The 26,874-nt window shown below is 48.7% G+C and carries 21 protein-coding genes; 13 read left to right on the forward strand and 8 right to left on the reverse strand.

The features are described from left to right. Positions 1-20 precede the first annotated feature (20 nt). From ACJJIC_RS14000 to ACJJIC_RS14015, 4 genes are all read left to right on the forward strand, one after another. A complete protein-coding gene (locus ACJJIC_RS14000) occupies positions 21-1,559 on the forward strand; it encodes an efflux RND transporter periplasmic adaptor subunit (RefSeq protein ID WP_445357213.1) in 1,539 nt (512 codons plus the stop codon). Continuing rightward, complete coding sequence (locus tag ACJJIC_RS14005; RefSeq protein WP_445357214.1) at positions 1,553-4,690, forward strand: efflux RND transporter permease subunit; 3,138 nt, start codon at positions 1,553-1,555, stop codon at positions 4,688-4,690. The genes ACJJIC_RS14000 and ACJJIC_RS14005 overlap by 7 nt, the downstream gene beginning before the upstream one ends. Before the next feature lie 275 nt (positions 4,691-4,965). Continuing rightward, on the forward strand, positions 4,966-6,354 hold the full coding sequence (dbpA, locus tag ACJJIC_RS14010; protein ID WP_445357215.1) for an ATP-dependent RNA helicase DbpA: 1,389 nt from the start codon (positions 4,966-4,968) through the stop codon (positions 6,352-6,354). A 127-nt stretch (positions 6,355-6,481) separates the two neighbouring features. Continuing rightward, entirely contained in the window at positions 6,482-7,051 is a 570-nt protein-coding gene (locus ACJJIC_RS14015; RefSeq protein WP_444886273.1) for a DJ-1 family glyoxalase III, read from the forward strand. 51 nt (positions 7,052-7,102) lie between these two features. Here the strand turns inward: ACJJIC_RS14015 and ACJJIC_RS14020 are convergent, their stop codons facing one another. Next, entirely contained in the window at positions 7,103-8,026 is a 924-nt protein-coding gene (locus ACJJIC_RS14020; RefSeq protein ID WP_444884774.1) for a LysR family transcriptional regulator, read from the reverse strand. 106 nt (positions 8,027-8,132) lie between these two features. On the opposite strand from ACJJIC_RS14020, the gene ACJJIC_RS14025 reads away from it, so the two are divergent. Continuing rightward, positions 8,133-8,435: a GFA family protein gene (locus ACJJIC_RS14025; protein WP_445357216.1), complete on the forward strand. Its 303-nt coding sequence runs from the start codon at positions 8,133-8,135 to the stop codon at positions 8,433-8,435. An 84-nt stretch (positions 8,436-8,519) separates the two neighbouring features. Here ACJJIC_RS14025 and ACJJIC_RS14030 read toward each other — a convergent pair whose 3' ends face one another. Beyond that, entirely contained in the window at positions 8,520-9,425 is a 906-nt protein-coding gene (locus ACJJIC_RS14030) for a LysR substrate-binding domain-containing protein (RefSeq protein WP_445357217.1), read from the reverse strand. A gap of 249 nt (positions 9,426-9,674) precedes the next feature. Between ACJJIC_RS14030 and ACJJIC_RS14035 the strand changes: the two genes are divergently transcribed. Beyond that, positions 9,675-10,688, forward strand: a complete 1,014-nt coding sequence (locus ACJJIC_RS14035; protein WP_445357218.1) for an aldo/keto reductase — start codon at positions 9,675-9,677, stop codon at positions 10,686-10,688. 357 nt (positions 10,689-11,045) lie between these two features. On the opposite strand, the gene ACJJIC_RS14040 is transcribed toward ACJJIC_RS14035, so the two are convergent. Then, entirely contained in the window at positions 11,046-11,903 is an 858-nt protein-coding gene (locus ACJJIC_RS14040; protein ID WP_444904854.1) for a LysR family transcriptional regulator, read from the reverse strand. A 109-nt stretch (positions 11,904-12,012) separates the two neighbouring features. On the opposite strand from ACJJIC_RS14040, the gene ACJJIC_RS14045 reads away from it, so the two are divergent. After that, on the forward strand, positions 12,013-13,101 hold the full coding sequence (locus ACJJIC_RS14045) for an alkene reductase (protein ID WP_445357219.1): 1,089 nt from the start codon (positions 12,013-12,015) through the stop codon (positions 13,099-13,101). A 34-nt stretch (positions 13,102-13,135) separates the two neighbouring features. Then, positions 13,136-14,020, forward strand: coding sequence for an SDR family oxidoreductase (locus tag ACJJIC_RS14050; protein WP_445357220.1), 885 nt, complete (start codon positions 13,136-13,138; stop codon positions 14,018-14,020). A 24-nt stretch (positions 14,021-14,044) separates the two neighbouring features. On the opposite strand, the gene ACJJIC_RS14055 is transcribed toward ACJJIC_RS14050, so the two are convergent. From ACJJIC_RS14055 to ACJJIC_RS14070, 4 genes are all read right to left on the reverse strand, one after another. Further along, entirely contained in the window at positions 14,045-14,374 is a 330-nt protein-coding gene (locus tag ACJJIC_RS14055; RefSeq protein WP_444909529.1) for a hypothetical protein, read from the reverse strand. Between the two features lie 89 nt (positions 14,375-14,463). After that, positions 14,464-15,675 carry a serine hydrolase domain-containing protein gene (locus ACJJIC_RS14060; RefSeq protein ID WP_445357221.1) on the reverse strand — a complete coding sequence of 404 codons (1,212 nt, stop codon included), beginning with the start codon at positions 15,673-15,675 and terminating at the stop codon, positions 14,464-14,466. Between the two features lie 440 nt (positions 15,676-16,115). Continuing rightward, on the reverse strand, positions 16,116-17,609 hold the full coding sequence (locus ACJJIC_RS14065) for an aldehyde dehydrogenase family protein (protein WP_445357222.1): 1,494 nt from the start codon (positions 17,607-17,609) through the stop codon (positions 16,116-16,118). A 171-nt stretch (positions 17,610-17,780) separates the two neighbouring features. Beyond that, a complete protein-coding gene (locus tag ACJJIC_RS14070) occupies positions 17,781-19,490 on the reverse strand; it encodes an alkaline phosphatase D family protein (RefSeq protein WP_445357223.1) in 1,710 nt (569 codons plus the stop codon). A 311-nt stretch (positions 19,491-19,801) separates the two neighbouring features. Here ACJJIC_RS14070 and ACJJIC_RS14075 point away from each other — a divergent pair, with 311 nt between their 5' ends. The 5 genes from ACJJIC_RS14075 to ACJJIC_RS14095 all read left to right on the forward strand — a co-directional run bounded on the left by ACJJIC_RS14075 (position 19,802) and on the right by ACJJIC_RS14095 (position 26,444). After that, positions 19,802-20,977, forward strand: a complete 1,176-nt coding sequence (locus ACJJIC_RS14075) for a thiolase family protein (protein ID WP_445357224.1) — start codon at positions 19,802-19,804, stop codon at positions 20,975-20,977. 373 nt (positions 20,978-21,350) lie between these two features. Beyond that, positions 21,351-22,616, forward strand: coding sequence for a glycosyltransferase family 2 protein (locus ACJJIC_RS14080; RefSeq protein WP_445357225.1), 1,266 nt, complete (start codon positions 21,351-21,353; stop codon positions 22,614-22,616). A 53-nt stretch (positions 22,617-22,669) separates the two neighbouring features. Continuing rightward, the gene (locus ACJJIC_RS14085) at positions 22,670-24,148 is read left to right on the forward strand and encodes a TackOD1 domain-containing metal-binding protein (protein WP_445357226.1); all 1,479 of its coding nucleotides are present in this window, start codon (positions 22,670-22,672) and stop codon (positions 24,146-24,148) included. Then, on the forward strand, positions 24,148-25,413 hold the full coding sequence (locus tag ACJJIC_RS14090; protein WP_445357227.1) for a glycosyltransferase family 2 protein: 1,266 nt from the start codon (positions 24,148-24,150) through the stop codon (positions 25,411-25,413). The genes ACJJIC_RS14085 and ACJJIC_RS14090 overlap by 1 nt, the downstream gene beginning before the upstream one ends. 5 nt (positions 25,414-25,418) lie before the next feature. After that, entirely contained in the window at positions 25,419-26,444 is a 1,026-nt protein-coding gene (locus tag ACJJIC_RS14095) for an HlyD family secretion protein (RefSeq protein ID WP_445357228.1), read from the forward strand. On the opposite strand, the gene ACJJIC_RS14100 is transcribed toward ACJJIC_RS14095, so the two are convergent. Next, positions 26,434-26,859 (reverse strand): acyl-CoA thioesterase, encoded by a 426-nt coding sequence (locus ACJJIC_RS14100; protein ID WP_445357229.1) that lies wholly within the window; start codon positions 26,857-26,859, stop codon positions 26,434-26,436. The genes ACJJIC_RS14095 and ACJJIC_RS14100 overlap by 11 nt on opposite strands. Between the last annotated feature and the right edge of the window lie 15 nt (positions 26,860-26,874).

Consider the following 26,874-nt stretch of genomic DNA (forward strand, 5'->3'; position numbering starts at 1 on the left):
TCTGTCTTTGGAGGTGTGCTATGAGCCGCGCAAAAACGCTGAGCCTGGTTTCTTTCGTTTTTTTTCTGGCGGCGGCAGGCGCTGCCTTCTATTGGAAGAAAACAGCTGGATTAGCGGTGACCGACCATATTGAGTTTATTCCTGCCGGCCCCTTCCAGATCGCTGTAACCGTAGATCCACAGCAGCCCCGCGCTGGTAAGAACCAGATTCGCATCGAAGTTAGGGACAAAGAAAACCGTCCAGTCAGCGGTGCCGAAGTTCGCGCAGTAGCGGAAATGCCCGCGATGGGTGCTATGCCAGCCATGCGCGCTCAGGCGGATATCAACGAGACCAGCCCAGGTATTTTTCAGGGGGAGATAGAGCTCGCGATGGTGGGCTCATGGCCCATGGTGGTAGATGTGGCTACCGGTCACGATCGCCACGTGGACCTGGCCTTTGATATGAGTACCAACCGCAAAGGTTTGCGCTTGAAATCTGCACCTGAGGCCTCCGATACCGCTTACTACACCTGTGCCATGCACCCGTCTGTCCGAGCTGCACAGCCCGGCACCTGCCCTATCTGCGGTATGGACTTACAGCCGGTCAGTCATGATGAGCTGCAAAGCGGCAGTATTGTGGTTGAAAGTGGTCGCCGTCAGGCTATCGGTATCAAAACCGGCACGGTTGAAAGACAGCCATTCGCCCTCCCCATTCACCTACACGGTCAGGTGACTTACGACGAGACCCGCCTGCGGGATATCAGCCTGCGCTTCGATGGCTGGATTGGCGACCTGGATGCCGACTTTGAGGGCAAGGAAGTTAAACGCGGTGAAGTGCTGTTTTCTGTGTACAGCCCGGAGCTTCTGGCCGTTCAGGATGAATACCTAAAAGCGCGCCGCCGCGGCGATTCCCTGGAAAAAGCCGCACGCCGGCGCCTACTGCTCTGGGGACTCTCAGAGGAGCAAATCGATTGGCTGGTAGAGCAACAGAAAGCGCAAGACTATGTACCGATATTCGCTCCGGCCAGTGGCGTGATTATTGAGAAGAATATTGTCGCGGGTTCGGCCTTTCAGAAGGGGGACAACCTGCTGCGTATTGCCGATCTGAGCCAGGTCTGGATAGAAGCCCACGCCTATGAGGACCAGCTGCCACTGTTGGAAAAAGGTATGCCGGCCAAGGTGCGTTTAACCAACGTCTACCACGAGGAAATTCCGGCTACCCTCACCCAGATCGACCCGTTTCTCAATCACAGTAACCGCAGTGCGCGGCTGCGCGTAACCCTGCCCAATACCGATGGCGAGCTTCGCCCCGGGCTGTTCGCGGACATTATGTTAAGTGCCAAACTGGGGAATCTGCTAGTGGTTCCCAGGGATTCTGTGCTGATCTCCGGCAAGAAGCGCATCGTTTTCCGTGATCTGGGCCAGGGACGCCTGGAGCCGGTGCAAGTACGCACCGGTTACGGGGATAGCGAGCGCATTGTGATTCGCTCCGGACTGCAGGAAGGCGACAAAATCGTCACCTCTGGCGTGTTCCTGATCGCGGCAGAGAGCCGCCTGAAATCGGGGGTACAGCAGTGGTAAATACCGAACCCAAAGGGCTGATCGCCCGTATTATCGGGGCCTGCGCTGGCAAGCCGGGGGGCACGCTGATCCTTGTGGCGATTGCCGCCCTGGCGGGATACCGGGCCCTTATCAGTGTTCCCCTGGATGCTATCCCGGATCTCTCCGATGCCCAGGTGATCGTCATGACAGACTGGCCCGGCCGCAGTCCAGACCTGGTGGAAGACCAAATCACCTATCCGCTTTCCACCGCCATGCTGGGGTTGCCCAAAGTCAAATATGTCCGCGGCCAGAGCTTTTTTGGGCTCAGTTTTGTCTACGCCATTTTTGAAGACGGCACCGATATTTATTGGGCCCGTTCGCGGGTGCTCGAATATCTCAACCAGGTATCAGACCAACTCCCCGAGGATGTTCAGCCCACTCTGGGGCCAGACGCCACCGGAGTCGGCTGGGTATTTCAGTATGCGTTGGTGGATCGCAGCGGCAAGCAGGATCTGCAAGAACTGCGCGCACTACAGGATTTTAAATTGCGCTATTGGCTCACTTCTGTGGAGGGTGTGGCCGAAGTCGCGTCTATCGGTGGTTATGAGAAGGAATATCAAGTCCAGATCGACCCCCATCGATTACAGATGTTTAATGTTCCACTGGGCAAAGTGGTCGAAGCCATTCGCCGCAGTAACAACGACACCGGGGGGCGAGTACTGGAGATCGCCGGCCACGAGCATATGGTCCGTGGCCGCGGTTATATCCGCGGTGTTTCTGATCTGGAAGAGGTAGTCATTGGGGTAAACGCGGCAAAAATTCCCGTAACCCTGGATCAGGTTGCCGATATTACCTTGGGGCCGGCCATGCAGCGCGGCATTGCCGAGCTGGATGGTGAGGGGCAAACCGTCGGCGGTATTGTGGTAATGCGCTACGGTGAAAACGCCCTAAAGGTGATTGAAAGGGTTAAAGAGCGCATCGAACAGATTCGCGCTGGGTTGCCAGAGGGCGTCGAGCTGGTGGTGACTTATGATCGCTCAAAGCTGATTAACAGCGCGATCGACAACCTTAAAAACACCCTGATTGAAGAGATGTTGGTGGTCGCCGCTGTAATCGCCATTTTCCTGCTGCACGCACGCTCTGCTTTGGTCGCGGTGATCACCCTACCCATTGCTGTATTGTTGGCTTTTATTCCACTTTCCCTGCAAGGGTTAACCGCCAATATTATGTCGTTGGGGGGGATTGCTGTCGCCATTGGCGCTATGGTGGATGCCGCCGTGGTGATGGTGGATAACATTCATAAAAAGCTGGCAGCCTCTGGCGATAAGGCATTGTCTACTGCTGAGCGAAGAAGGTTGGTTGTTCGGGCAATGCAGGAAGTGGGGCCGAGCATCTTCTTCTCCCTGATTATTATTACGGTTTCCTTCCTACCGGTGTTTGCACTGGAAGCCACCGAGGGCCGTTTGTTCAAACCCCTCGCCTATACAAAAACCTACAGCATGGCCTTTGCCGCACTGCTGGCGATCACCCTGATCCCGGCACTCGCCGTACTGTTGATGCGTGGCAAGATCCGCACCAAGGAAAACCCGATCACCCGTGCCCTGGTTTTTACACTGCAACCGGTGATCCACTTCTGTGTGCGCCAGCGCAAAATGGTGGCGGCCCTCGCGGTAATCGCCCTGGTTTCCGTGGCCTACCCCATCAGTAAGTTGAGTGGTGAATTTATGCCGCCACTCAATGAGGGTAGCATCCTCTATATGCCCACTGCCCTACCCGGTATGTCTGTGACCGAAGCGGGCAAAGTACTGCAGCAAATGGATGAAGAGCTAAAAACCTTTCCCGAGGTTGAGCACGTGTTCGGTAAAATTGGCCGCTCAAACAGTGCGACTGACTCTGCACCACTCTCCATGGTAGAGACTGTGATTACCCTGAAGCCCAAGGATGCATGGCGGCCCGGCATGACCTGGGATGACTTGCTAGCGGAGATGGATGAGAAACTTCAGTATCCCGGTATGCCGAATATCTGGTGGATGCCCATCCAAACCCGTACCGAAATGCTCGCCACCGGTATTCGCAGCCAACTGGGTATCAAGGTTTTTGGCGATAACCTGGAAGAAATCGAACAAACCGCATTGGCTATTGAGGAAGCCCTGCGCAGCGATCAGCGCACCGCCGATGAAACCCGCAGTGTCTTTGCCGAGCGTCTCACCGGTGGCTACTTTTTGGACTTTGATATCGATCGCGCACGGGCCTCCCGCCACGGTTTAAATGTGCAGGATATCGAAGATGTGATTGCCGCGGCTGCCGGTGGCTTGGCTGCAACCCAGACCGTCGAGGGGCGCGAACGTTACGACGTGCTGGTGCGCTATGCCCGCGACTACCGGGACACCCCGGAACAGCTGGAGCAAATCCTGGTTCCCGCTTCCGACGGTTCCCAGGTGCCTCTCAACCAACTGGCTGATATGGACTTCCGCACTGGCCCGCCCATGATTCGCAATGAAGACGGGCAGTTAGTGGGATTAGTATTTGTCGACCTGAAAGGCGATGTGGGTGTTGCGGACTATGTGGGCCGTGCGAAACAGGTGGTCGCTGACCAAGTCAACTTGGTGCCCGGTCAGCGCATCGCCTGGGCTGGCCAGTATCAATATCTGGAGCGGGCCAAGTCCCGCCTGCAATGGCTTGTTCCCTTGACCTTATTAGCAGTTTGTTTCCTGCTTTACCTGCACCGCGGCCGGCTGTCTGACACCCTGTTTGTACTTACCGCTATGCCGATGGCACTGGTCGGGGCCTTCTGGTTGCTGTACCTGCTTGACTACAAACTCAGCGTCGCCGTATGGGTGGGCATGATCGCTATGGCCGGCCTTGCCGCAGAGATGGGGCTATTGATGCTGCACTATTTATCGGCTGCTGGAACCAATAAGCCGCAGCAAGATAATACCGCTGCAGTCGCACAAGCGGCAGCGGGCCGTATACGGCCAATGTTAATGACCAGCCTCACCTTGTTGATTTCATTGATTCCAGTCATGGTTTCCGATGGCACCGGCGCAGATGTCATGAAACGCATTGCCGCCCCCATGGTCGGCGGCACCCTCACGACACTGTTGTTTGTACTGTTGGTTATGCCCGGAGTGTTTTATCAGTGGAAGGCTCGTACAGATAAGGAAAGCTAGAAAAGCGGGGGCATTGGCTCAACTTGGCCCATTGCCCCACCGATTTTCTACTGATCATTTTTCATCAGCGTAAATTACCTATTTGTCAGCTGTGCACTGCTCTAAAGGCAGCGGGCAAATAGGTTTCCTCAGAGTTAACTGTTAAAATGCCAGGCAAGATTTGTATTGCCCAGATTGCAACATTGCAGTAATGACAAAAGCTAGAATGTGAAAATCACTTTCCTGGCTGGTTGAGTAATACGCGTATTTGACATTCAACGACTCCAGGATTTACCTTGACTGCCCCCTTTTCCGAACTCCCCTTGAAGCCAGCCCTGCTGAAAAACCTGGCGTCTCTCAACTACACATCAATGACCGAGGTCCAGGCCAAGACACTTCCGCTCATACTCAATGGCAAAGATGTGATTGCTCAGGCAAAAACCGGCTCTGGTAAAACAGCAGCCTTCGGTTTGGGGGTGCTGCAGCGGCTCAGTGTTGAGCGATTTCGGATTCAATCGCTGATTCTGTGCCCCACACGGGAACTTGCCGACCAGGTTGCGCAGGAACTGCGCCGAATGGCCAGGGCAATACACAACATTAAGATTCTGACCCTGTGTGGCGGTATGCCGTTTGGCCCACAGATTGGCTCCCTGGCGCATGGGGCGCACATTATTGTTGGTACACCAGGGCGCATCGAAGAACACCTGCGTAAGGGAACCCTATCTTTAGAGCATGTCGACACACTCGTCTTTGACGAAGCCGACCGGATGCTCGATATGGGCTTTCAGGACGTTATTGATACCATTCTGGCGCAAGTGCCAGCTCGGCGACAGTCGTTACTGTTCAGCGCGACTTACCCGGATCAAATTGAACGGCTCAGTGCACGAGTTATGCAAAAGCCGGTGATGGTACGCATTGCGTCCGCACACAGTGAGGATGTGCTTGAACAACGCTTTTACAAAACTGAGAGTTTCGATGATCGCCTGGAGATGACCCGCCGCATTTTACTCAATGACAGGCCAGTCAATACCCTGATTTTCTGTAACACCAAGCGCGAGACCGATGACGTCGCCAGTGACCTAAAGCAGGCGGGATTCAACGTGTTGGCCCTGCATGGGGATATGGAGCAACGCCAGCGTAACGAAACCCTGATCCGCTTCGCCAATGGCAGCGCCTCTATTCTGGTGGCCACCGATGTAGCGGCGCGCGGCCTGGATATCGACAAACTGGATGCAGTGATTAACTTTCATATCGCCAAAGATCCGGAAGTACACACCCATCGCATCGGACGGACTGGCCGCGCCGGTGAACGCGGTTGCGCCTACTCCCTGTTTTCCGAGAAGGAAGGCCACAAACTACTGCGAATGGATCTGGCCCAAGACCCGCTATCCGATCCCGATACACCACCGCCTGCCGATATCCTAAGCGAGCCTCCATTTCAGGCACCCATGGCCACCTTGCAAATTGATGGCGGCAAAAAACAAAAAGTCCGCCCCGGCGATATTCTGGGAGCATTAACCGGCGGCGATCGCCCCATCAACGGTAATGATGTAGGCAAGATCAGCGTACTGGATCAAACTGCCTATATTGCTATTAAACGAAATGTGGCATCCCAAGCACTGAAAAAGATCGAAAATGGGAAACTGAAAGGGCGTAAATTCCGGGTACGACGTATACGCGGCTAAGCTTTAAGGACTAATGAGTTAGGTCCGTATGGGCCTAACTCCCTGAACTGGGGATTAGCTTTAAGGTGTGGCGTTAGGTTAGAAAGCCTATAAATACTTAAGTCCTAGCCTTTTTGGAGCTGTATCCATGTCCAAAATACTGATTCCCCTTGCAGATGGCGTTGAAGATATCGAGGCCATTGCTATCTACGACATTTTAAGTCGGACGGATGCGGAGCTAACACTAGCTTCTATTATGCCGAGTAATCGCATCACTACCCTACGAAATCTTGTTATCGAAGCGCCTTATCGTATAGAGGAGTGTTTAAATACCACTTGGAATTTAATAGCTCTGCCAGGAGGTAAGGAAGGTGCCGAGTGTATGCATAACTCGGAACCTCTAATGGAGCTTATCCGCGCACAAATCGAATCCAGCCGTTGGTTAGGGGCAATTTGTACCGCCCCAGTAATCGTACTTGGCCGACATCAGTTAATTACCAATTTTAAAGCAACTTGCTACAAAGCTTTTCGTAGTGAGCTTAGTCAATATGTAAGGGAAGTCAGCGATCAGCGAGTGGTTGTTGACCGCAACTTAGTGACCAGCCAATCACCAGGAACCGCGATAGAGTTCGCACTTGCACTCGTAACCTGCTTGTTTGGGGAAGAGCGAACACACTCTATTGCTCACACTATGAATGTCTTATTACCAGGTAAGTAATCTAACATTCTCCTGACATTCAGTTTTTCAATCGAATTCCACTCTGCCGAGCTACTCGGACTCCGCTGAAACTAACAAATCAAAATCTGACTTTCGTAAACGCCTTTCTAGAAAACTCAAAAACAAATCTATTTTTTTTGAGCTATTACGCCTAACTTTATACAGAGCGCCAACTACTTGAACCTCTTGCTTTAAATTAGGAAATATCTCTATTAGTTGACCGCATTTAATGGCTGGCTGACAGAAATAAGAAGGCAATATAGCAATACCATTGCCATTTATTGCCGCAGCACGGATATGAGTGGTCTTGTTAGAAACAAGATTACCCTTAAACTGATAGAACTTGCCATTGAATAGCCACCCATCTTTCAAACCATTAAGCCTGGCCAACAAAATATTATGTTTTCCGAGTTCTTCGATTGAGTCTGGATGCCCTTTCTTTTTTAAATATTCAGGAGATGCCACAAAAATGGGATGAATATGAAAAAGTGGCAACGCATAAAACTGGCTATCTGGTATTGCCGACCAAACACGGATGGCAATATCAATATCATCCTCAACCATATCCAAATGGTGTGGCGTAAAGATCAGCTCGAGATTAAAGTCTGGAAAGGCTTCTTGAAAGTCAATACATATTTGGCTAAAGACATTTTCACCCAATGTTTCAGGGAAGGTTAAGCGCAATTTGCCCCGGTCCAAGGCCCCAATTTCAGCAACCCGATCTTCCAGGTCAGTAAAGGCATTGATTATCTGCTGCCCTTGCTGGTAAACAAGCCTGCCTGCATCGGTTACAGAGACCGATCTGGTTGTTCGGATCAATAGTACCTGGCCCAGCACCTGCTCCAATTGAGCCAGTGTCTTGCTCACAGTTGGCGCTGACAAGCCCAAATGGCTACCGGCTTTGCTTAGAGAGCCATGATCCACTACCGCACAAAAGACACTGATTAAGTGGTACTTATCATATTCCCGCCGCACCGACTATTTCCTTAAAGCTAATTATGACTTTCCGCTGATGATCTTTATTAAGATCGGCCAAATAGTAAACTTTAAACCCATACTAATCCACTCTGGAATTTAACCCATGAATCACTTAACTTGTCACTGTGGGGCTATTCATTACAAACTTTTCAATAGCTCAGTTTCCCCTAAGGCAGCTGGGGCAATAAGTTTTGTTGAGACTTCCAATCCAGCGTTCATTGAAGATGCCACAAAACAGCTTAATACCTATTCTTTTAAATCTGGACCAGTAAAAGAATATGGATTTTGTAGCCAGTGTGGTGCGGGTATATATCAAACAGATCGCCGTGGACAAACCCATCTCGTAATACATAGCCAGCAAAATTATCAAGCCGACTATAGTGGAATTCTGAGCTTTGGTTTTTAATTAGCCTTGTCAATCCTTCAGACAGAAAATTAACTTAGTCCATCACTCTCTAAGATTCGCTGTTGCATAAAGGTGTGCATGTAGTTAAACCTCATCGAATGGTTGATCACCCAGCTCCTCAAGAATGTGATTGATAAAGCTGGTAATACGTGATGAAAGTGCGGTGTTACGGTAATACACCGCATTAATAGATTGTTTCATGTCTAAGGTTTCACTAGAGAATAGCTGCACCAATCGCCCAGCTTGGCGATCTCTCCTGGTCATAAAGTCTGATAAACATACGATTCCTGCATCTGATAGTGCTAGTTGCCGTAAAGTCTCGCCACTAGATGAAGTAATCGTTGGCTTAATGTGCAGCATGTCCTCACTCTGCTCATACAGCGGCCATTTGTTGAGTGATTCGGGCTTTGTAAAGCCAAGCAAGGTGTGTTGGGCGAGTTGCTCCACATCCTCCGGGGTACCATGCTGTTGCAAGTAGCCAGGACTGGCTAGAATTCGAACTCTGCTAAAACCTATTGGCCGGGCATATAAGGTTGAGTCTTGGAGCTTACCGATACGAATAGCCACATCAGTGCGCTTCTCTATCAAATCGGTTATCCCCTCATTACTGTTTAGCTCAAGCTCTATCTGAGGGTATTTAGTTCGGAAGCTATTTACCATAGGTGCTATTACATGCAGCATAAATGGTGTGGCGGCGTCTATACGCAGAAGACCTGAGGGGTGCTTTTTGCGGGCCGCCATCTGCTCCTCGGCCTCTTCCACGGAAGCAAGAATATCCCGTGCATATTTGAGGAAAGCTTGCCCCTCTTCTGTTAATTCCAGACGCCTGGTAGTGCGCTGTAGCAATGTAGCTTGCAGTTTATTCTCCAAACGGGCTAATGCACGGCTAACCCCGGAAACAGTCTGCTCTAACCGTTCGGCAGCCGAAGTGATCGAAGCGGTATCTACCACAGTGGTAAATACCTGGAGCTCTTGAAGGGTAATCTGCATTGTTGACCTTAAATCAATAGTATATTGCCTATATACGGCTTTTTCATCAAAAGCTATTACCCCACACTTACTCCATCGACCCACTACCGTCGGCTACTACAAACAGGCCATATCGCCATAGTAATCAGCTGCAGTTTTTATGCTAAGTACATTGGTAACGGGACGTAACTGGCTAGTCAGGCATTATTAACCGCCCGACCACATAGTCAAAACCTCTTAAGTTAAGAATTTCATTGATGGGAGAAGCAAGTGAAGCTGAAAAATCTATTGCCCAGTAAGCTCGGATTTGGCACAGCACCTCTTGGCAATATGTTCCGCGAGATTCCGGATGCTGAAGCCTTAGCAACGGTACAGGCGGCCTGGAATAGCGGTATCAGGTATTTTGACAATGCGCCATTCTATGGAGCCGGTCTTGCAGAAATTCGTATGGGTGAGGCGTTGTCTAGCTTCCCACGCGAAAACTATGTTATCAGCACCAAAGTTGGTCGCTTAATTTTGGATGAAGTTGAAGATGTAGCGAACCGAGATATTCAAGATAAGCGTGAGATTTTCAAGTATGGTCGCCCCAATAAGGTTGTTAATGACTACTCATACGATGCAACAATGCGCTCGATAGAAGGCAGCCTCAAGCGGTTAAAGACCGATCGTATTGAAATTGCATGGGTTCACGATGTTGCCCAGGATTTTTATGGTGACGAATGGCTTGGCATTTTTGAAAGCGCGCGGAAAGGTGCTTTCAGGGCTCTCGATAAACTGCGTGATGAAGGCGTAATTCAAGCTTGGGGCCTGGGGGTAAACAGAGTGGAGCCGATTGAAATACTTCTTGATCTTGAAGAACCCCGCCCCGATGGCTTTTTACTCGCTGGCCGCTACAGCTTGCTGGATCACTCTCGAGCTCTCCAGAGAGTAATACCGCAGATAATAGAACGCGACCTCGGCATCGTAGCTGGAGGCCCCTATAGCTCCGGAGCGCTAGTCGGAGGACCAAATTTTGAGTACGCGCCAGCATCAGACTCGATACTGCAAAAAGTTTCCAAAATCAAAGCGATTGGCGATAAGTACGGAGTTAGCACTAAGGCTATTGGTTTGCAATTTGTACTGGCCAATCCAGCCATTGCTGCGGTGATACCAGGTGCGAGCAAACCTAGTAGGATCAAAGAAGATATTGAGGCTTTGGAAACTAATATCCCTGATGCACTATGGCAAGAATTGCGTCAAGAACATCTTGTCAATGACTCCGCTCCACTGCCAAATGGAAAGTAAGGGTAAATATCAATAGCTATACAATACTAATTCCAGCCAATAAACATTGTTGGTGGAATTATTAGGAATAATTTAACTTAATGTTTTGTCGTTAGAACTTGATCTGACAGTAACCGGTTTTTTTATAAGTTGCTCTGCCAGGTCAAGTTCAGCTTCCCAATCATTTACTTTACTCAATAATCTCTATAGCCAACTGACTATAAAAATTTCAAACACAACGGAGAGAAGCAAAATTTATGCAAGTCTGCAATTTTGCATGGCAACTTGATAAAGTTAAAATAATTATCAGAAATCCTTGTATCTTGGGAATCTCCAAATATAAAAAGTATTTACACTTTCAGAATCTCGCTACTTAATCTAAAAGAAGTTCCAAAACCTACTAGCGATTGGCCCCAGAGCACGTTCTCTATTGCGGATAATACATAAATCAAAACTACTAAATGCCTTGATGCCTTCGACATTGATTGGGACAAGTAAGCTCTTCTTCAGCTCATCCTCTATAAAATGCCTAGGAATTCTCCCCCAACCAAGTCCAGCAAGAGTCAATTCTTTTTTTGTATGGTAATCATTAACAAGCCACCTGCGCCCAACTTCTAGCAAGCTAATATTTCCTTTGTTTCCCGAGTGGCCGGTATCCCTCACAACAATTTGCGGTAACTGTGCAGCTTCCAACTGTGAGACACTTTCCCCTGGGAAGACCCCAGGCGCCACAACATTCACAAGCTCAACCTCCCCTATTTTCTTCCATTCATGTTTACTCTCAACACCGTATAAAGTAGCGAATGCTAGATCGGCTTCATTATTATCGACGCGTTCCATAACACCCGATAATAGTTCAGTACTAATACTGAAATCTGTATTGGGAAAAGACAACACTATGGGTTTGATCTGTTTTAATAAAGGAGATAGCTCAACAATACCACTGATAACCACGGTGAATTTTGGCTCTATTCCCGCTCCAAGCTGGTGCCCCATTACGGAGAGCTGTTCAAGGCTCTGAATAACGCGCTTAGACTGCTTATAAAAAGCCTCCCCCTGCTTTGTAAGACTTGGACGATAGCTATCTCTATGGAATAAGGGAAAGCCAAACTCTTCTTCCAACTTCTTAATTGCATTACTGATTGTCGGCTGGGTTTTGAAAATGGTCTTTGCCGCACCTCGAAAACTGCCCTGCTCAACTACAGCGATAAACATCTTGAGTTGTTCCTGGGTCATATCAAAACCTGATTCAATTGATTAATCATGTTGATACAAATATACCATTATCTATCTATCGTACACATAATTATCCTACGCCCTATCAACACAAGCAGAGTTAAGCGATATGGCTAAGAATCATCTAAATCTGAGTCTTTTTTCATCAGGAAATCTCGGATCAATAGAAACTGACAACCGTGTCATTATGGCTGCGTTGACACGTGCTCGAGTTGGAAGGGATGGCGTACCTACAGACATCAATGCCAAGTATTACGCCCAACGAGCCGGTGCGGCGATGATCATCTCTGAAGCCACAGCGATTTCAGCTCAAGGGCTCGGATGGGTAGATACACCAGGTATTTTTACGCAAGAACAAATCAAAGGCTGGCAAAAGGTTACCGATGCTGTGCATCGCTGTGGCGGGAAGATTTTCATCCAACTTTGGCATATGGGCCGAGAAGTGCACCCCGATCTTATCGAAGGCCAGGCTCCCGTAGCGCCTTCACCAATCGCTGCAGAAGGCGCAGCACATACTTATGAAGGAAAGAAACCTTACGCAACGCCCAGAGCCCTAACTCACAATGAGATTCAAGGCATTATCGCGGATTACAAACAGGCAGCTAAGAATGCTCTCAAAGCCGGTTTTGATGGAGTCGAGCTCCACGCTGCAGGGCCTTACCTGCCGGCTCAATTTCTACATGACAGCAGTAATCAGCGCACCGATGCTTACGGAGGGAGTATAGAAAACAGAACTCGCTTCACCTTTGAAGTTCTATCGGCACTGTGTGAAGTCTGGGGGTCTGACAGAGTCGGTATCAAGCTATCACCAGAGATTAGCTTGACAGACAGCCGCGCTCAAGAAACCTACTTATATATTGTCAGTCAACTCAGTAGATATAACCTGGCTTACTTACAGATGATGGAGCGGGCATGGGATAGAAATGAGCAACCATCCATTGACCATACCCAGCTGCGTGATGCTTACAAAGGTTGCTACGTTGCCAATGGTATGTATGACTCGGAATCTGCAAACAACGCTATTGCCGATGGCACAGCCGATTACATTTCATTTGGACGCCTCTTTATATCAAATCCTGACCTAGTAGCGCGCCTGGCAAGTAATGGGCCCTATAACGAAGAAGATATGTCTTCATTTTTTTCCGGTGATGAACGGGGATATGTGGACTACCCATCTTTATCCGAGCAAAGCGCTTAAGCATCAATTAATTATTTGTATTTTGGACACAGCTATGGAAAAAATTCTTATTACCGGCGGAACTGGAAACAACGGCAAAGCCATTCTTGAGAATCTCGCCAACACCAATATGCCTGTTAGAGCTATGTTACGTGATATTTCGAAAGCGCCAATAAGGGCTAAGAATATCGGCTACGTAAAGGGGGACTATGAAGATGAACACTCTCTATTAGAGGCGATGAATGGTATTGAATCAGCCTTTTTGGTTACCGCGTTCGAATCCTCATTCACCAAGAAACATGCCGCTTTTATCCGTGTAGCTGAGCAAGCCGGTGTCAAGCATATAGTGCAACTCTCCGGTTTAGGGGCCGATGCAAATTCGCCTATAGATATAGCAAGATGGTTAGGAGAGGCAGAAGACTACCTTATTCAATCCACTTTAAACTGGACGATACTACAACCCGCCAGCTTTAACAGCAATTTCTTCGCTTCGGCCGATGAAGTTGCCAACTTAAGTACTATTAGTGCGCCTTTTGGTTCCGAACCGAGCGCAACCGTTGTGACAGTCGATCATCAAGACATTGCCGATGTGGCAACAAAAATCTTAATGGAACCAAATTTACATAAAGGAAAGAAATATATTCTCACTGGTCCGGAAAAAATAACTTATAGCGATATAGCACAGATCTTATCTGAGGAGTTAGACAGAGAAATTAAATACATGCCCATCAGCGATGAAACTGCAAGGCTGGGATTACTCAATTCTGGAATTCCAGAGAGCGATATTGATGCCTTAGCACAACTTTGGCCAGTAACTCGCGAATGGGGCCATACTATTGAGCTTTCTGACCATACAGAAAAACTACTGGGTAGAGGGGCAACCTCAATTAGAGCCTTTTTTCGCAGTGAGATACATCGATTTAAGAAAAAAGAAGTCTAGATAAGTAGTTACCCCGTTGGAAAGTTAGTGTTTAACAATGAGCACTAACTTTCCAACGATGCCAATAATCTTTGATAAGTAGAAATGAAAGGCATTCTTCAGTATGACGCTTCCGATGGTTGTGTCTTTTTTCAGCACCAATGGCTGTAGACCTCGGGATAAGAATTGAACCGCAGCGGTAATGCCGATAGGATCGGCACCGATAACAATCACATCATGGAGGTTTTTCATTACCTGTGGCAGTGCCCCGCTAAGAAACACCCCCACCCATCGCAGGCTGGGCGTCACTGTTCTTAGAGCCCGAGTTACAACCTTTAGACTCCAGGTAGGCTTTATCATAAACAAACCGTTCAAAGCCTGATTTCTCCAATAGGAACCCAGCCAATCTCCCCAAGACCAACATTAACTAACATGTAAAAAATTTCTACAACACTGATCTTGCACTATGAACCTTTTTGGTTTCCAAGTTTATTAATAAGGAATTTTGCACGCTCCACGGTTTCAACTAATTTCTTGGGTACAGCATTGTCTTCCCAGTCCTGCATAAAGACCACAGACAAACCGCTATTAAGATCACTAAACCCATATTGCCCATAGGAACCAGCTGTGTAGATGACATTGTATTCTGGCAAGTACCAGGCTTGAGACCCATATGCCACAGGAGTACCCAACGCAGTGGCAAGTGCCTTGCCACTTTCAGATTTAGCAAGAAGGTCCTTATCAAGATTTTTTACTGAATCATAAAAGCTCTTTGGAGCCTTGCCCTGGGCAATCCACTGATGAAAAAGTGCATAGTCGCGTAGGGTAGTACTGATACCATAGGAAGGGCTAGCAGTACCATCAACGGTTAAGGCAATGGAGCCAGAACTATTTGCCCCAAAATCATTAAAGAGATCCGAAAGAAGCTTGTTGAATGGGTGCCCTGAAACTTCTTCTGCAAGTATGGCTAATAGATCGGTGTTTTTATCATTATATGTATATACTTTGCCCGATTCATTCTGGACTTTAGCATTCTTGATGGCACTGCGATGTCCAGTTGGTTTACCCGGCTTTAAGCCTTGCTCAACCTCAAATAAATAGGCTTCACCTCCTGGCACGTGATAATCTGTCGCGGGTAATAAGCCAGAGGTCATATCAAGCACCTCTTGCACCTTGGCTTTTCCAATTTTTGAACCAGCAAAATCCGAGAGATAATCTCCAATCGTCAAATTAGGATCTATCTTACCCTTATCAATCAGCTTTGAGATAATGACTCCTGCATAAGTTTTGGAGGCGGATTGCAAAAGCTGAGTTTGATTGTGATCAAGTCCATTATCATAAAACTCCGCGATAATTTTATTATCTTTCATAACCAGAAAACCTTTTGTTTGAGTGGCATTTAGCGACTCAACGAAAGGCCAGCCCTTGTGGATTTCCAGACTTATATTAAAGGGCTCTTTAACTACCTCCAGATTGGATGGTTTATCTGCACCCATTATATGCACCGTGCCAAAGATGCCATAGTCATCCCAGTGCATGGATGTATATCTGTAATATGGCCAAGTTTGCATATTATTTTGATTAATATCAGATAGATCAAACGGCCGATAAAAATCATTGAGCGTAACTTTTTCTTTAGCTAGAGCAGATGGAAAAGAACTAATCGCCAAGATCATTGCTACACACCCATACTTCAAACATATTCCACCATTTCTCATTGGATTTATCGTTGTTGACATAAAAAAGAACTCGTTGCTGTTTAGCCTGACACGACCTCAATTAACACATCTTCCAAAATCGAAGCAGAATGAAAATTTCAATTTAAATTTAGATACAGAAAAATGTACTTAACATGACCTACAACCAAGTGACCGGGAGTTGCACGATTCTTGGCTTCAGGAGGGCGCTCACAGGTGGATATCATTTCAACGGTACTCAACTTCGGCAGCTCTTCTGTGGAAGCCCTCTTCGCATGTCGCATGCTGTATTTTGACCTAAAGTCATTCACCAGCTGCTTATTAAGTACGCATCTAGATGGGAGGGGCAATCCCGCCATATACGCTTTAAGAGCCACTGATCGAGCCGGCATGTTTGTTGAGCCCCTACAAATCTCGAGCTAGGCAGGCAGTGAGCGCACCACCATCAACCGCTCTTCGGTCATATCCTTGATCGCCCAGCGCACCCCCTCTCGGCCCAGGCCCGAATCCTTCACACCACCGTAGGGCATATTGTCTACCCGCCAACTGGGCACATCCCCTATTACCACACCACCCACCTCCAGGGTGTCCCAGGCTTTTTGGGCTCTGTACAAATCACGGGTGAAAATCCCGGCCTGCAAACCAAATGCGCTGTCATTGACCTTTTTCAGCACCTCATCGAAATCATCAAAGGGTTCCAGTATTGCTACAGGCCCAAAAGCTTCCTGCTGAACTACATTGCAATCACTGGGGACATTCTCTAATAACGTGGGCTCGAGCATGGCGCCATCACGGTTACCACCGCAGAGAAGCGTACCTCCCTGTTCAACCCCTTCTTTAATCCAGTTATGTAACCTTGTCGCTTCCCCCTCTGAAATCATCGGACCAATAAACGTATGTTCATTTTTAGGATCACCTTTCTTAAGCTTCTTGGTGCGCTCCAGCAAACGCGCTTTCAGGTCCTCATATAGACTGGAATGCCCATAGATCCTCTGCACACCGATACAGCTCTGACCCGACTGATAAAAAGCTCCAAAGATCAGGCGTTCTACCGCATCTTCCAGATCGGTATCCCGATCAATCACACAGGCAGCATTGCCACCCAATTCCAGAATAACCTTCTTGCGCCCTGCCCTGGCCTTCAAGTCCCAGCCTACCGCAGGGGAGCCGGTAAAACTGAGCAGCTTAAAGCGATCATCCACAGTAAACAGGTCCGCGCCTTCGCGGTGACAGGGCAGCACCGAGAAGGCCCCCTTGGGCAGATCGGTTTCCGCCAGTACCTCTGCGATAATCAGGGCACCGATCGGGGTTCTACTCGCGGGTTTGAGCACAAAGGGGCAGCCGGCAGCAATGGCTGGAGCCACTTTATGGGCCGCAAGATTCAATGGGAAATTAAACGGTGAAATAAAAGAGCAGGCCCCTACGGGAACCCGTTTAACAAATCCCCGGTACCCCGCGCTGCGCTTGGAGATTTCCAGATTGATAATCTCCCCATCGATACGCACCGCCTCTTCTGCGGCCACACGGAAGGTATCAATCAAACGGGAGACTTCCCCACGGGCATCGTGGATCGGTTTACCCGCCTCAATACACAGGGCCACGGCCAACTCTTCAAAGCGAGTCTGAAAGCGCTGTACACAGTGGTCCAAGACTTGCTGGCGTTTGTAGGGCGGAAACGCAGCCATGGGTTTTTCTGCCAGCAAGGCCCAATCTATCGCGCTATCGATCACCTTGGTATCTGCCATGGCAACCTGTGTTGCCACCTGGCCGGAGTACTTATCGGTTACATCCAGCTCGGTATTGGCATAGATGGCTTCATTGGCCAGGTAGTAGGGGTACGCTTTCTGTAACATCAATGGCTCCTGGTGGTATTCACGGTGAGCATCGACATCGGAACCCGCTCGATCTGTCACGAGGGTATAGGTTACCCAGAGACAGATAGCAACACGGATAGCCTCTATAGGCCTTAGGGGCTGACCCAAATCTAGAGAGGTAGGCGTTGATACAACAGGCGCAGGAAAGCGCCACCACAGTCACTGAGGTGAGTCACTGGGTGGCGCTATTAAAGATGGTTATTGGTTTGGCTATTTCTCCGTCAGCCACATACCTTCGGGTTCGTAGTTAAACGTTTTGTAGGTCTTTTTATTGGTGGATGGGTTGTCTGACTTTTTATCGATGTCATAGACAGTCCAATTCAGCTCGCTGTGGTTGAACTCAATCACCGCATAGCCATAGATATTGCTGACAAAATCCTTGATATGCGGATTGTTAACCTGCACGCCTCCATTAAGCAATGAAGTGAATACGCTACCCACGTCGACCCCTCTCTCTAACGTATCATTCAGGTTCGGTGACGAGATCGAAGGGGTCATCAGCTCAATGCCTACCAAGTTGTCATAGTCCCAGTTGCTGATCTTGTTGAAATTTACTTTCAGGTAAGAGGCAATACTGGTGTGCAGATCCCCGGTCAGCACAACAAAATTATCGACACTGTTGTCTTTCACACTGGAGAGAATTTTCTCACGCTCCCATTGATAGCCATCCCAGGCATCGTAGTTAGCGAATACCAGAGGGCGCCCCAGTGCGGTGCCTGCTAACTGGGCAAGCAGAGTCTGGTTACCCCAAACTTTCCAGCGGGCATTGGAATTGACCAAGCCATTAATCAGCCAATCCCGTTGGGTTTTACCCAGCATGGTTTGGGATTTCTCTTCGTAATCGGTGCACCAGTAGTTTTCCCAGGCACTACCGTCTTTGCAGGGCTCTTTGGTGCGATAGGTTCGGCTATCGGTCATATATAAGTCGACCAAATCGCCGAATTGGAAAGAGCGGTAAATTTGCAGGTAGTCGAAGGCGTGGCTGGCCGCCTCATCCACTTTTACACGAGCTGGCACATACTCAATCCAGGCCTGTTGCGCATCGCGGCGCAGCTGGCGCAATTGCTCGGGATTGTTAGCGCCGGTTTGGTAGGGATGGGATGGCACACCCAGGGTATCGCGATCGTAATCCCAGTAGGCGTTATCCGCAGTTTCGTGGTCATCCCAGGTGATAATAAAGGAATGCATTTCCATCGCCCGCTGCAGGTTTTTATCCTTGCGGTATTCCCGGTAAATATGGCGATAGTCTTCGAGATCCATAGCCACATTACCGCCGGAAGGCAGGCTCATTGGGTGCACAATCGCATCCTCAAAACCTTCGTACTGCGCGTACTCATAGATAAAGTCTCCCAAGTGCAATACGCAATGCACATCTTCATCCGCCAAATGGCTGTAGGCGTTGTAATAACCCGTGGTGTAATCCTGGCAGGTCACCACCGCCATTTTGATACTTTCCAGCCCACCAGTTGGCAGGGTATGGCAACGCCCGGTGCGGCTGCACAGTGCGCCGTATTTAAAGCGGTAGTAGTAGCGCTGATTGGGAGACAGATAGCCTTCCAGGTCGATGTTTACGGTGTAGTCGCGATCCGCACTAATATCCTCAGCATTGATCTCGGCACTCAACACCGGCTGGGTAAATGAATCGTCCAAAGCCACATCCACATACAGGATTTGGCCGGGTACAAAGGCAGCGGGATTGATATGGGTCCAGAGCACCACACCAGTTTGGCTGGGATCACCGGAGGCCACAGACAAATCGAAGATCAACCCATCCTGATCGATATCGTAGCCCGAGGGGCTGCCACTCAGATTAAAGCGCGCATAGGTTTCGCTATTGCTAGCCGCTAATGAGCGAACGGTAAATGGTGTGAGCAGCGCAAGCCCCATGGCTTGCACAAATGTACGGCGAGAAACAGTCATAAACCCCAACTTCCTGTTTGTTATTTAGAATTCGAATAATGTGAATTGGCGCGCATTTTATAGAAATGCGTACCAACAAAGAAGTCGGTTTATTCTACGAAGTGTTAAATTTTGATGAAGGTTTAACCGAAAAAAGTCGATATACGCTACATTAGTCACATCTGACAGTTTGGTGGGACAGTAGATACCCGGGAAGTGGCAGGTCAATAAACTATCTTTAACCCCCCTAACCCTCCAGATAATGCTTCCAGTACAAAGCAATATCAGCTGTTCTACTGTTTACAAAAGCCTCAAAACTCAGGGCATACCCCATGCGAGACGTTGCCGTTGTTGCCTACTGTAGAACCGCAATCGCCAAAGCAAGGCGCGGTGCCTTAAACCAAACCCACGGTATCCCCATGGCCGCGCATGTCATCAAGGAAGCGCTGCACAGAGCTACTTTGGATCCCGAGGAAGTGGAAGACGTTGTACTGGGCTGTGGATTACCTGAGGGAGCAACCGGCCACAATATCGCTCGCAACGCCGCCCTATTTGCAGGTTGTGGCGTCAAAGTGCCCGGTATGACGATTAACCGCTACTGCGGCTCGGGTCTCAATGCCGCATCGATCGTAGCGAATCGGATCGCCAGCGGGGAAATGCAGGTCGGCGTTGCCGGTGGCGTAGAAAGTATTAGTCTCGTGCAGTTCAGCCTGAACCTGAATCACTTTGTCTATGAGCCCCTGCAACAAGAAATCCCCGCGGTTTGGTGGACCATGATCCAAACAGCGGATTTCGTCGCTGACACCTTTTCCATCAGCCGGCAGGCACAAGATGCCTATGTGGTGGAGTCGCAAAAACGCGTGGCGGAAGCGCACAGAGCAGGCAAATTTGCCGAAGAAATCGTTCCTTTTGAGACAGTCATGTCGATAAAAGATAAAGAGACTGGGCAGATCTCAGAAAAGACAGTGTTGCTGAAAGAAGATGAAGGCCCACGCCCCGGTACCACCTTGGAAGGGTTATCGGCTTTAGAGCCAGTGAATGATGGCGGCACTGTAACCGCGGGCAACGCTTCGCAGCTCTCTGATGGCGCTGCGGCCGTCGTCATGATGGATGCCGAGCTGGCCGCCAAAAGAAACCTGCCCATCCTGGGGCTATTTCGCGGTATGCAGCTTGCAGCGGTGGCCCCCGATGAAATGAGTATTGCCGTGGCGCCAGCCATCAAGCGCTTAATGAAGTATCAGGGGCTTTCTATGGGAGAGATAGACCTTTGGGAGTTACACGAAGCCTTTGCGGTTACCACCCTCTATAACCAAGCGGAACTGGAAACGCCTTGGGATATTACTAATGTTAATGGTGGCGCCATTGCCCTTGGTCACCCCTATGGAATGTCCGGCATTCGTTACCTGGGTTCTTCACTGATGGAGCTCAAGCGCAGAGATGCGAACAAAGCGGTCATCGGGGTCTGTACTGCTGGCGGGATGGCCACAGCAGTATTCCTCGAGCGCTAAGCCAATTACAAAGTCTTCCCCTCTGGCCGCCCTACCCCTGGCCACTTTGTACTTGTAACAAGTAAAAACAAGCGAACTGGAACACGCAAACTGGTTCAATCATCACCACCTAGAAGTTGATCCCTTCTATAGCGCCTGAGCGCCTGGTCTGCTGGACAATTTGGCGTCTCGATCCTCTCAATATATCGTATCTATGGCTTCAAAGTGCCCGGAAAGAAGCTTGCAATTGCCACCAGGTTTGCCTCGAAGCTGGAGGAATAGCCATGTCCCGGCTCAAAGAGAGCCACAGCCAAGACTCTCTCTATAAAGACGCTCTCTGTAGCTGCTCACCGAACAAGCAGCCTAAAGCCTCCATCAAAGGTGTATTGCACAGATGATGGAGACAATCCATGACGGCTTTACTTTTCTGTTCGCACAGAGCCGGGGCGCTCTGTTTATCATGTTCTGGATCGTGATCTTCCTGGAACTCCCTCGCTATATCTTCTCTTTCTTCACCGCGGTTTTCTTTTTTAGCTCAAGGATCGAGAAAGAAGTAGATTTGGAGAAGATCGGCAAAATTTCGGTGATTATTGCTGGTCATAACGAAGAGGAGTCGATCGAAAAGTGTGTGCACAGTCTTTGGGCGCAAAGTGTTAAGCCCTATGAAATCATCGTGGTGAGCGATGGCTCCACCGATGGAACCAGAAAAGTGATGTCCAGCTTACTGACCCGAGGACTCATTCAGGGAGCCCATGCAACAGAACTTAGAGGTGGTAAGGCCTCCGCACTAAACCTGGGGATTCGCTTTTGCACTGGCGATATCGTTATCACCGTAGACTGTGATTGCTCCTTTGAGCACCACACTATGAAGGAAGTGTTACTCCCCTTTGAAGACCCCAAAGTGGGGGTGGTTTCCGGTAATGTTTTTGTGCGCAACCCTCACGATAACCTACTCACCGCATTTCAAACTATCGAATACATTGTCAGTATCTCCCTCGGCAGGCATGCATTGGCCATGATCAAGCAAATGTGCTGTGCGTCTGGCGCCTACAGCGGGTTCCGAAAAACCGCTATTGACCAGGTAGGTGGTTTTGATTCCGGTGGGGGGGAAGATCTGGATATTACTTTTCGCCTGCGCAACTACGGCTGGGATATCGCCTTCGCCCCAGAGGCGATCTGCTATACGGATGTACCCACAAATATCCTGACTCTAATTCGTCAGCGCTTGCGTTGGGAGCGGGATGCTGTGCGTTTGCGTTACCGCAAGTACAGCCACTTTATCAATCCTTTTAAGCGCCGCATCAAATTCGAAGAGTTCTTTCATCAATTTGAATTCTTGATCTTTAATGTGATCGCTGCTATCGCTTTGCCCATCTACTTGGTCTGGCTGTTTGCGAGTTACGGCAGTAATGCCTGGTTTATTTTAATCGGTGCACAGATAGTATTGATAATGCTGGATTGTCTCACTTTTGCTCTCGCAGCTTATGCTACCTATAAATTCAGCACCCTTCCGCTCTGGGCATTTCTGATCGGCTACAGCATTCTCTATGTCAACTTGATGCGTGTAGTACGGCTCTATGCCTATGTACAGGAGTGGATCTTTAGAACCTCCTATGCGGATTCCTTCGCCCCTTCAAAAGTACACAAGGTAAGGGAGTAAATTGCTGGGAATACCTCAGAAGCCGATAGTTATCCCTTGGCGACCCCACTTTTTTGGCTGAAACTCGACTTTATAGTCAATCGCGATACCCAGCTCATAAGACCAAGCCTAACCTCCTTATCTCCTGCCGGCTGGCGCTTCAGCCCTCGTGGTCTATCGTTTTACTTAAGGCGGAATTTTACCCGCCAACCGTATCAAGCAAGTACAACCGGCGTCAGTTTGCCCCTTCTGTAGGAGGGTTTGCCATCTCCTTTCTCACTGATGCATACAACTATTATCGCTGGCCCAGTGATTTTAATACGGTGCATCCAGGCATTGAGAAGTGTGATGCCCTGGTGGTTGAGGAGCCCATGACTCCTCAGTGCATCGAAAAACTCTGGAACAGCCAGATAGGCTTGCACCTGCTACCGGTGATTGACCTAACCGGCACACTGGGAGTCAGGGCAGACCTGGATGCCTCTAACACGCTCAAGGCAGACCCTACAGAGTACGGCAAGTTAATCGATTCCTTTAACTTTCGCCGCTCTCAGTTACACCCGGATTTCTACAACCCCCAGAACGATGACGACAAAATCCTGGCCCGCATCTTTGTCTCCGGGATAAGCCTAACCCCTAGCTACCAGCCAGACTCGCGCACCACCGTTTGCTTTAACACCCTGTTAGATTCAGAAACGGTATTGCACGAATGCGAAAAAATGATGACGGCCGAATTACTGGCCGGCAGCTTTTTTGACCGCCGGCATATTTGTAACGGTTGCAGTGCCTCTCAATTTAATGTGCGCGAAGAGTGCCCGGAATGTCGATCCCCCAACTTGAGAGAATCCTTCTATCTGCACCACTTTAAGTGTGCCTACCTTGGGCCTGAAGACGACTTTCGCCAGGGCGAATATTTAATCTGCCCCAAGTGCCGAATGGAAATGAGCCATTTCGGTAGCGATTACGATAAACCGGGCACCATTTTGATATGCAATTCCTGCGGTAAATCCAGTTCAGAAACAGAAGTTGGCTTTTTATGCCTTAATTGCGACACCCATATAGATGGCGATTCGGTAAAAACTGGGGATATTTTTAAATATAGCCTCACCGAAAAAGCCGTTCATTACCTGCATGCCGGCCATGCATTCCTGGAACTCACCCAGCAAAGCCCTATCTTTGCCGGGCTTCCATTCGAACTTATCGTAGTTTTAAACAAAGAGCTGAAAGATTGGAAAAACAATGAGAGCGAATTTGCTCTGCTCTGCATCAAATATGAAAATGAATATTTGGTAGAGCAAGAACACGGTAACCGCCAATTTTTTCACAGCCGCAATCAGTTTTTCCAGAGTTTAAGCCACTCGCTAAAAAAGGTGATGAAAGGGGAATATCCGGTTACCGCGGCCAAAGGCAGGATGGAAGATTTTATCCTGGTAAGCCATATCAGCCAGAAAGATCTGTACAAATTTAGTGAAGAAGCCGGGCAAAGAGCTGCGAGTTCTTTGCGATTGGATGTGGAACCCATCCTCCAGGTCTATGGCCCCGAGGACCTGAGCTAATGTGGGAAGAAATTCAGGACGGCTACTACTACCTTATCTCTCAAAGCTATACAACGCTTTTTTTGATGCTCTGGGTGGTGGTGATCTTCGAGATCCCCCGCTACTTATTTTCGTTCTTTACTGCGCTGGTTTTTTTTAATTCGAAACCAGAATTTGAAGCAGATTTTAAAAGTCTGGGGAAAGTTTCTGTGATTATTGCCGGTCACAACGAAGAGGACGCTATAGAGAAATGTGTACTCAGCTTATGGGAGCAGAGCCGCCCTCCCGATGAGATTATTGTAGTAAGCGATGGTTCCACAGATGGAACTAGAGATAAAATCCGTCAACTCTTAAAAATAGGCCTGATTCATGGTGCACATTCGACAGAATTGCGCGGAGGGAAATCTGCTGCAGCAAACCTAGCCATTCGCTATACGACAGGGAAAATTATCCTAAACGTTGACTGCGACTGCTCCTTCGACTATCACGCCATAAAGAATATCTTACGTCAGTTCGATGATCCCAAGGTCGGGGGAGCATCAAACAATATTTTAGTTCGCAACTGGGATGTAAATTTACTTACAGTTTTTCAGGCAATTGAATATATTATTAGCATTTCTCTAGGTAAGCACGCGCTTTTCATGCTAGGACAAATGTCCTGTGCTTCTGGAGCTTTTAGTGCTTTTCGTAGAACGGCTTTAATACAAGTAGGCGGTTTTGATTCCGGCGGCGGTGAAGACCTGGATGTCACATTGCGCTTACGCAACTATGGTTGGAAAATTGGCTACGCTGCCGACTCCATCTGCTATACCGATGTCCCCACCAACCTAGCAACGTTGATCCGGCAAAGGTTCCGCTGGGAAAGAGATGCCGTTCGCCTACGTTTCAGAAAGTATCGTCACTTCATTAATCCGTTTGAACGTCGCCTTAAATTTAGGGAATTTTTTCATCAGTTCGAATTCCTGCTCTTTAATGTAATTGCCATCTTAATTCTGCCAGTTTACTTAGTCTGGTTATTTTACCATTACGGCGTTAATGGCTGGTTTATTCTGATAGCGGCTCAGATTGTCCTAATCATAATGGACATTATTACCTTCACCCTCAGCGCACTTGCCACAAATAAATTTAGAGCCACTCCAATTTGGCCTTACCTGCTGGGATACAGTATTTTGTATGTCAATCTGATGCGTATCGTTCGGCTCTACTCTTATATTCAGGAGTGGGTATTTAAAACCTCCTATACCGACACTTACGCACCCTCCAAAGTGCATCGTGTCAGGGAGTGAGTAGTATGAGAACTATACGAAAACATATTCGCCCAGACACTATGGCCAGTGAGGTCCGCCCCCATCACAGCGCCATTGGGCGGCGCATCTATATCGGGGTATTGATATTATTTGCCCTGGTTATTCTGCGCTATCTATTTGGGGATTTGTTTATCCTCAAAGGAGATGGGCTGGTCCTTAGGGATTATGCCGCAGTCGAGATGGGTTATATCACCAGAGTGACCGCGGTAGAGGTTGATGAGGGGGAATCTGTTAAGGAGGGGCAGCTACTTCTCAAAATAGAATCTATGGAACTACTGGAGCGCTTGGCAGACCTCTCCAGCCGCCAGGCCAACCTGATTCAAATTTCCGCCGAATTTACCTTGCTTTCCGAGACAGCCAAACAACTGCTGGTTCCTGCAGAACACCGCAAGCAAGAGATAGAAGAGATTCTGGCGCGAATCAATAAGCTGGCCGACAAGGGTTTTGTCAGCAAGATCACCTATCAGGAGGTGCTCAGGGATAACTTTAATGCGGGCCAGGAACTGGTCAAGATTCAGGTAGAAAGCACCACGCTAGACAAGAAAAGAAAAGCTGTCGATGCAGCAATCAAGGTAGCCGGAACGGCCTACCAGAGGCTGAAAGACCACTACGATGATGGCCAAGTCCGCAGCCCGGTAAATGGCTTGGTTGGTGCTACTGTTCCCTCTGTAGGCGATGTCTACCGTGAGGGGGAACCCCTAATGCAAGTCTATTGGGGGGAACCCTATGTACTCGCCTATATGCCGCGCCGATATATTCTTGCTCTTCGGCCGGGCATGGTTGTCACGGTCAAGAGTGGTCGCTACAAAGATAAAGGCGTGATCTCTGAGTTACTGCCCATTTCCGACCAACTGCCGGAAGAATTCCAGAATACGTTTAAACCCCAGGAGCGCAATCAGCTCGCCAAAATAGTACTCTCTGATCCAGAGCATTTTCCCTTATCTGAAAAGGTACAAGTTACCCTGGAAATAAACTGGAAGGATCTCTTTGTAGAGAACTTTATGGATTAGAGGTTTGCCGGGCATTAAATTCTGTCAGTGCGGCCCTCAACCATTCCGGCAAGGATATCTTCTGTTTGGTTTCAACCGAAAGGGTGACATAAGTAATTGTTGCCGTAAAAGCCAAGAGGTCTGGATTGAGATAAGCCTGCACAAGAAAGGTAAACGACTGATTGCCAACCTTGTGTACACTGACTTTAAGCTGTAACTCCTGATCCCAAGTAACTGGGCTTAAGAATTCCAGATTAAAGGCCCGCACCGGTGTCAGGAACCCCCGCTTCTTCATAGTGGCTATAGCCGGCCCATCAAATAAAATAGACATGGCTTCATGGGTGGCCTCCAGGGCAAAATTTGAAAACCTCGGGGTATAAACAATACCCTCGGGATCACAGTCCCCAAACAAGACCTTGCGCTTGACAGTTATCATAAGAGGTTCTCCCAT

The sequence above is a fragment of the Microbulbifer mixtoriginis (SeqCode) genome, assembly GCF_052468275.1.